The organism is Mesorhizobium sp. M7A.F.Ca.US.006.04.2.1, assembly GCF_004022915.1.
Classification (GTDB): Bacteria; Pseudomonadota; Alphaproteobacteria; order Rhizobiales; family Rhizobiaceae; genus Mesorhizobium; species Mesorhizobium ciceri.
In genome coordinates, this window is the sequence record NZ_RZQA01000307.1 from 1 (window position 1) to 6,683 (window position 6,683).

Genomic DNA, 6,683 nt, shown 5'->3' on the forward strand with positions numbered 1-6,683 from the left:
ACCCCAAATATTTCGAGAAGATTCGCGTCCGCCCCGACAAGGACGCGGAGCTGAAGTCGCACTCGCCGATCTGCCAGTGGGACGGCTGCAAGGAAGCGGGCACCCATCGTGCGCCGGTCGGGCGCATGAAGGAGGGTGAGTATTTCCACTTCTGCTTCGATCATGTGCGCGAGTACAATAAGGGCTTCAACTACTTTTCCGGCGTACCGGACACCGAGGTCGCGCGCTTCCAGAAGGAAGCCATGACCGGGCACCGGCCGACCTGGAAGATGGGCGCCAACGGGGCCTCGACCCGGTCGTCGCCCGATATGGCCCAGATGCGTTCCGGCCGCGCCGGCTACTATAACCGCATGCGCGACCCGTTCGACCTGTTCAAGGGACCCAAGGATCCGCGCGAGGCGCGCGAGCGCAAGGCCAAGCCGCTTGAGGCCAAGGCGCTGGAAACGCTTGGTCTTGATACAAAGGCGACTGGCAAGGAGATCAAGGCGCGCTATAAGGAACTGGTGAAACTACACCATCCGGATGCGAATGGTGGCGACAGAGGTTCGGAAGACCGGTTCCGCGATGTGCTGCAAGCCTATCGCGTGCTCAAACAGGCGGGCCTGTGCTGAGCGACCATACGGTTCGTGTCGTTTTCCAACTTTCATAAGGTTGGAAAAGGCTTTAAGACCGCCCCCGGACAAAATCGATTGCCGGCGAAATCAGACGTTTCGCCCGTGGAGACGTTGAGAGATATGAACAAGGTCGATCGCGACATCGCCAACCTGCCCGACACGACGGTGTCGGTGAAGGAGAAATTCGGCTTCGAATCCAAGATGGTGGTGCCGGCCTATTCGGTGACATCGGAGCATGTGCCCGACATCGACCCGGACTATCTGTTCGACAAGAACACGACGATGGCGATCCTTGCGGGCTTTGCCTACAACCGCCGCGTCATGGTGTCGGGCTATCACGGTACCGGCAAGTCGACCCATATCGAACAGGTCGCCGCCCGCCTCAACTGGCCCTGCGTGCGCGTCAACCTCGACAGCCATGTCAGCCGTATCGATCTCGTCGGCAAGGACGCGATCGTGGTCAAGGACGGGTTGCAGATCACCGAATTCCGCGACGGCATCCTGCCCTGGGCCTACCAGCACAATGTCGCGCTGTGCTTCGACGAGTATGATGCCGGCCGTCCGGATGTGATGTTCGTCATCCAGCGCGTGCTGGAATCGTCAGGCCGGCTGACGCTGCTCGACCAGAGCCGGGTTATCCGCCCGCATCCGGCCTTCCGGTTGTTCTCGACCGCCAACACGGTCGGCCTGGGCGACACCACCGGCCTCTATCACGGCACCCAGCAGATCAACCAGGCCCAGATGGACCGCTGGTCGATCGTCACCACGCTGAATTATTTGCCGCACGACAATGAAGTCGCCATCGTGCTGGCCAAGGCCAAGCACTATCGCGACGGCAAGGGCAAGGACATCGTCAACAAGATGGTGCGCGTCGCTGACATGACGCGCTCGGCCTTCATCAACGGCGATCTGTCGACCGTGATGAGCCCGCGCACGGTGATCACCTGGGCAGAGAATGCCGAGATATTCGGCAATATCGGCATGGCGTTCCGGCTGACCTTCCTCAACAAGTGCGACGAACTGGAGCGCTCGGTGGTGGCCGAGTTCTACCAGCGCGCCTTCGGCGAGGATCTGCCCGAGAGCGCCGCCAACGTGGTCCTGGGGTAAGACCGCTCCATGGGAACGACCCACCGGACGTTCCTATGGAGTCTTGTATTCCTCTGCTTTGGTCTCAGTCAGGCAGCCATGGCCCAGAACCAACCACTCAAACCTGGGCAGACTTGGACGTATCACGGCGCGACACCAGTATCCTCGCGTGTGATCATAGGCGCTGTCGATTATCTGGAAGGCGAAAGTCAGCCGATCGTATCGATCTCAGTCTCTGACGCGCCGATACCTAATGACGGAAAGCAGCTGCAAACAATCCCTCACCTCCCTGTAGCGGCTGACGTACTGAGAGAAAGTCTGGTTGAACTTGAGGGTGTTCGTCCAATTCCCGACGGGTTTGACCACGGATACAGTCATTGGAGACAGGCATATGACAGTGGGAAAGGCGGCTATTTTACGATCTCGGTCGAAGAGATTATCGGCCTCCTGCGCACTCAGCTTGGCCAGCGGCCAGCGGTACAATAGAGATAGATGATGGCGGGTCCGGGCGACAACACGCGCAACAAGTCGAAGACGGGCTCTGAAGCCGACAGCTTCAAGCGTGCCGTCACCGTCTGCATGCGCGCCATTGCCGGCGACAAGGAACTGGAAGTCGGTTTCGCCAAGGACCGGCCGGCGCTCGCCGGCAGCCGTGCGCGTCTGCCCGAATTGCCGAAGAAGGCGTCGAAGACCGATATTGCGATCACCCGCGGCCTCGGCGATTCCATGGCGCTGAAGCGCGCCTGCCACGATGTGCGCATCCACACCAAGCTGGCGCCGGAAGGCAAGGCGGCCCGCGCCATCTATGACGCGGTCGAACAGGCCCGCGTCGAGGCGATCGGCTCACGCGCCATGCAGGGTGTCGCCGACAATATCGGTTCGATGCTGGAGGACAAATACGCCAAGGCCAACCTCGTCGACATCAAGGACAAGGCCGACGCGCCGATCGAGGAAGCTCTTGCCCTGATGGTGCGCGAGAAGCTGACCGGCCGTCCGGTCCCGAAAAGCGGCGAGCGGCTGGTCGAGCTCTGGCGCCCCTGGGTCGAGGAGAAGGCCAAGGCCGACCTCGACGGATTGTCGGCCAAGCTCGGCGACCAGCAGGCGTTCGCCCGGGTCGTGCGAGAGATGCTCGCCTCCATGGAGATGGCCGAGGAACTCGGCGACGACCAGGAGACGGAAGATTCAGAGGACAATGACGACAACCAGCCGCAAGGCGAGGAGCAGAGCGAGGAGGGCGGCGAAGAGGATTCCGGCTCCGAGCAGTCGCAGTCCGAGGATGCCGAAGCTTCGGCCGATGACGAGCAGTCGGCCGAGACGGAAGCCTCCGACGCCACCGCCGACGATCTGTCCGACGATGACGACGCCGATGCCGAAACACCCGGCGAAGCGCGCCGCAACGACAATCCCTTCACCAATCTGCCGAAAGAGATCGACTACAAGGTCTTCACCACCGCTTTCGACGAGACGGTCGGCGCCGAGGAGTTGTGCGAAGAAGAAGAGCTCGACCGGCTGCGCGCCTTCCTCGACAAGCAGCTCGCCAACCTGTCCGGCGTCGTCGGGCGGTTGGCCAACCGCCTGCAGCGTCGGCTGATGGCACAACAGAACCGCTCCTGGGATTTCGACCTGGAAGAGGGTTACCTCGACCCGGCAAGGCTGGTGCGGGTCGTCATCGACCCGATGCAGCCGCTGTCGTTCAAGCAGGAGCGCGACACCAAATTTCGCGACACGGTGGTGACGCTGGTGCTCGACAATTCCGGCTCGATGCGCGGCCGGCCGATCACGGTCGCCGCAACCTGCGCCGACATATTGGCGCGCACGCTGGAGCGTTGCGGCGTCTCGGTCGAGATCCTCGGCTTCACGACGCGGGCGTGGAAGGGCGGGCAGGCGCGCGAGAAATGGCTGAAGGATGGCAAGCCGCCGAATCCTGGCCGGCTCAACGATCTGCGCCACATCATCTACAAGTCCGCCGACCATCCATGGCGGCGGGCACGGCGCAATCTCGGCCTGATGATGCGCGAAGGCCTGCTCAAGGAAAATATCGACGGCGAGGCGCTGCTGTGGGCGCACAACCGGCTGATCGCCCGGCCCGAGCAGCGCAAGATCCTGATGATGATCTCGGACGGCGCGCCGGTCGACGATTCGACGCTGTCGGTCAATCCGGGCAATTATCTCGAACGCCATCTGCGCGCCGTCATCGAGCTGATCGAGACGCGTTCGCCGGTGGAACTCTTGGCCATCGGCATCGGCCACGATGTCACGCGCTACTACCGCCGCGCCGTCACCATCGTCGATGCCGAGGAGCTGGCTGGCGCCATGACCGAGCAGCTGGCTTCGCTGTTTGCCGAGGAAAGCGCGAAGGATACGCGGCGCGGCGGTGGTATGCGGCGCGCCGGATGATCTCCAGGCGCGGCGGCTTTCAGCAGACGCTTTTCGCCGCCATCGCCCTGCTTTCCGATGTGGCTTCGGCGGCAGCCGGTTCGCCCGACTCTGGTTCTGTCGAACCGGTCGAAATCTCGGCCCGCCCGATCACCGAATTTCACATTGGCCGTGCCGACAAGCAATTCGGCCCTTTCGAATTCGTCGGCGGGCTGGAGATGACCTCGCCGACACGCGCTTTCGGCGCGCTGTCGGCCTTCCGCTTCCTGAAGGCCGGCGGTGACTTCATCGGCGTTGCCGACACCGGCTTCTGGTTCTTCGGCACGGTGGTCCGCGACGCGGAAAAGCGGCCCTCCGGCATCCAGAATTTCCGCATGCAGCAGATGGTCGACGAGACCGGCCGGCCGATCGACAGGAAATGGGAGGTCGATGCGGAAGGCCTCGCGGTCAAGGACGGCATTGCCACCGTCGGCTTCGAGCGCAGCCACCGCGTCGCCCAGTTCAAGATCGACGCCAACGACATGAAGGCGCCGTTCAAGCCGCTGGATTTCGTCGTTCCGGCCCAGGAGCTGCGCCAGAATCGCGGCTTCGAGACCGTCACCCACGCCAATGCCAACGGTCAGCATGAGGGCGGCCTGGTCGTGGTCTCCGAAAAGAGCCTCGACAAGGCCGGCAACATCTATGCCGCCATCATCGAGGGGCCGCACAAGGGCGTCTTTACTGTCAAGCGCAACGGCGATTTCGACATCACCGACGGCGCCTTCCTGCCGGATGGCGATCTGCTGCTTCTGGAGCGCAGTTTCTCGATGGCGAGGGGCGTCAAGATGCGGCTGCGGCGCATCTATGGCGAAAGCGTCGAGAAGGGCGCGGTCGCCGACGGGCCGGTGCTGCTGGAGGCCGACATGGGCTACCAGATCGACAATATGGAAGGGCTCGACGTCTGGACCCGCGACGACGGCGCGCTGATGGTGTCGCTGATCTCCGACGACAACCACTCGATCCTGCAGCGCAACCTCTATCTGGAATTCATCCTGCACCAGGATTGAGCCCGCCGGCTTTACGTCTTGGTGGCGATCCAGATGATATGGCGCGCGCCGCGCTTGCCGTTGGCGCGCGTACTGACCTCTTCGACCCCGAAGCCTGCCTGCTTCAGCCGCCGCGTGAAGCCGATGTCGGGGCCTTGCGACCACACCGCCAGCACGCCGCCCGACTTGAGGGCGCTGCGTGCGGCTGCGAGGCCCTGCAGGCTGTAGAGCGCGTCGTTGGATTTGTGGACGATGCCTTCCGGGCCGTTGTCGACATCGAGCAGGATGGCGTCCCAGGCCGCGGGCTGCGAGCGTATCAGCTGCCCGACATCGGTCTCCTGGATGGTGACGCGCGGATCGTCGAGACAGCCGCCAAAGATTTCGGCCATCGGACCGTGCGCCCAGGCGACAACGGCCGGCACCAGTTCAGCGATGACGATTCCGGCATCATTGGCCAATTCTGCAAGCGCGGCGCGCAAGGTAAAACCCATGCCAAGCCCACCGATCAGGATTGTTGGCTGGCTATGGCCGGCAATCCGCCCGCAGGAGAGTTTTGCCAGCGCTTCCTCGGAACCGCTGAGGCGGCTGTTCATGAGCTCGTTGGTGCCCAGCATGATCGAGAATTCGGTGCCGCGCCGCTTGAGGCGAAGTTCTTGTCCGCCGTCTGGGGTCTTCGCTGAATCGAGCTGGATCCACGGGATCATGATCTTTGTCCGACCATGATCTTTTCCGAAAACGGGGTCCCACTTTTCGGGATCATGGTTTAAGCCGCAACCGCGGGCTGGCTCCAGCGGGCGGCGAGCAGCCGGTAGGGGATGAGTGCGACGACGGCGATGATCAGCTTCACCGAGAGATCACCAAGCGCCCAGGAGATCCAGCGCATCGCCTCGACATGGAAGACGCCCATCAAGGGTGCGTTTTCCAACGCAAAGCCGTCGTTTGGTCCGGCGAAGGCAAAGGCAGCCGAGAAAGCGACGGTGAAGAACACGGCGGTGTCGAACACCGACCCGACCAGCGTGCCGATGATCGGCGCCCGCCACCAGCTCTGCCGGCGCAGCCGGTTGAACACGGTGACGTCGAGCAGTTGCGCGGAAAGGAACGCCGCTCCGGACGCGGCCGCGATACGCACCAGCCGGTCGGCGGCGGTCTCGAATTCGATCAGGCCGTGACGGAACAGGAAGGGCGGGACAAGGATCGAGCAGATCACCGCCGTCATGAAGCCGACAAGGACGATCCGGCGCGCCACAGTGGGTCCGTAGCGGCGGTTGGCGAGGTCGGTGACCAGGAACGAGAAGGGATAGGTGAAGGCCCCCCAAGTCAGAAGGTCGGCCAGCGAGAGGCCCCCGATCTGGCCCTGCATCGGGAATTGCACGAGAATGTTCGATGCCACGACGACAAGCGCCATGGCGGCCACGAAGGGCAAATACCGCGAGAAGGAAGTCATTTTTTTATCCTGGGTAATGGAACCAGCCAAGCATCGTGCCCATGCGGGCGATGCTCGCCTTCGTATGTGGGCACCGGATTGCCAAAACCTTGCGGCTTCGATCCGATGCCCCAAGGCCAACAAGATGTTGGCCAGAGG

General features: G+C 62.9%; 7 protein-coding genes. 5 read left to right on the forward strand and 2 right to left on the reverse strand.

The window, feature by feature from the left end:
* From EN925_RS17490 to EN925_RS17510, 4 genes are all read left to right on the forward strand, one after another.
* On the forward strand, window positions 1–611 hold a 611-nt coding region (locus EN925_RS17490; RefSeq protein ID WP_164894255.1), incomplete at its 5' end, for a J domain-containing protein.
* A 123-nt stretch (window positions 612–734) separates the two neighbouring features.
* Window positions 735–1,721, forward strand: a complete 987-nt coding sequence (cobS, locus tag EN925_RS17495; RefSeq protein WP_013529367.1) for a cobaltochelatase subunit CobS — start codon at window positions 735–737, stop codon at window positions 1,719–1,721.
* A gap of 471 nt (window positions 1,722–2,192) precedes the next feature.
* Window positions 2,193–4,097: a cobaltochelatase subunit CobT gene (gene cobT, locus EN925_RS17505; RefSeq protein ID WP_174299058.1), complete on the forward strand. Its 1,905-nt coding sequence runs from the start codon at window positions 2,193–2,195 to the stop codon at window positions 4,095–4,097.
* Window positions 4,094–5,122, forward strand: coding sequence for an esterase-like activity of phytase family protein (locus EN925_RS17510; RefSeq protein WP_128336754.1), 1,029 nt, complete (start codon window positions 4,094–4,096; stop codon window positions 5,120–5,122). The genes cobT and EN925_RS17510 overlap by 4 nt, the downstream gene beginning before the upstream one ends.
* An 11-nt stretch (window positions 5,123–5,133) precedes the next feature.
* On the opposite strand, the gene EN925_RS17515 is transcribed toward EN925_RS17510, so the two are convergent.
* Complete coding sequence (locus EN925_RS17515; protein WP_064993081.1) at window positions 5,134–5,805, reverse strand: hypothetical protein; 672 nt, start codon at window positions 5,803–5,805, stop codon at window positions 5,134–5,136.
* Between the two features lie 59 nt (window positions 5,806–5,864).
* On the reverse strand, window positions 5,865–6,545 hold the full coding sequence (locus EN925_RS17520; RefSeq protein ID WP_024503743.1) for a queuosine precursor transporter: 681 nt from the start codon (window positions 6,543–6,545) through the stop codon (window positions 5,865–5,867).
* Between EN925_RS17520 and EN925_RS40150 the strand changes: the two genes are divergently transcribed.
* A partial coding sequence (locus EN925_RS40150) for a hypothetical protein (protein WP_206632841.1) occupies window positions 6,478–6,683 on the forward strand: 206 nt, incomplete at its 3' end. The two genes, EN925_RS17520 and EN925_RS40150, sit on opposite strands and share 68 nt — an antisense overlap.

Bases quoted from the DNA above. Each gene is read 5' to 3' on its own strand.
- cobS (WP_013529367.1), top strand. From the start codon at position 735: ATGAACAAGGTCGATCGCGACATCGCCAACCTGCCCGACACGACGGTG.
- EN925_RS17515 (WP_064993081.1), bottom strand. From the start codon at position 5,805: ATGATCCCGTGGATCCAGCTCGATTCAGCGAAGACCCCAGACGGCGGA.
- cobT (WP_174299058.1), top strand. From the start codon at position 2,193: ATGATGGCGGGTCCGGGCGACAACACGCGCAACAAGTCGAAGACGGGC.
- EN925_RS17510 (WP_128336754.1), top strand. From the start codon at position 4,094: ATGATCTCCAGGCGCGGCGGCTTTCAGCAGACGCTTTTCGCCGCCATC.
- EN925_RS17520 (WP_024503743.1), bottom strand. From the start codon at position 6,545: ATGACTTCCTTCTCGCGGTATTTGCCCTTCGTGGCCGCCATGGCGCTT.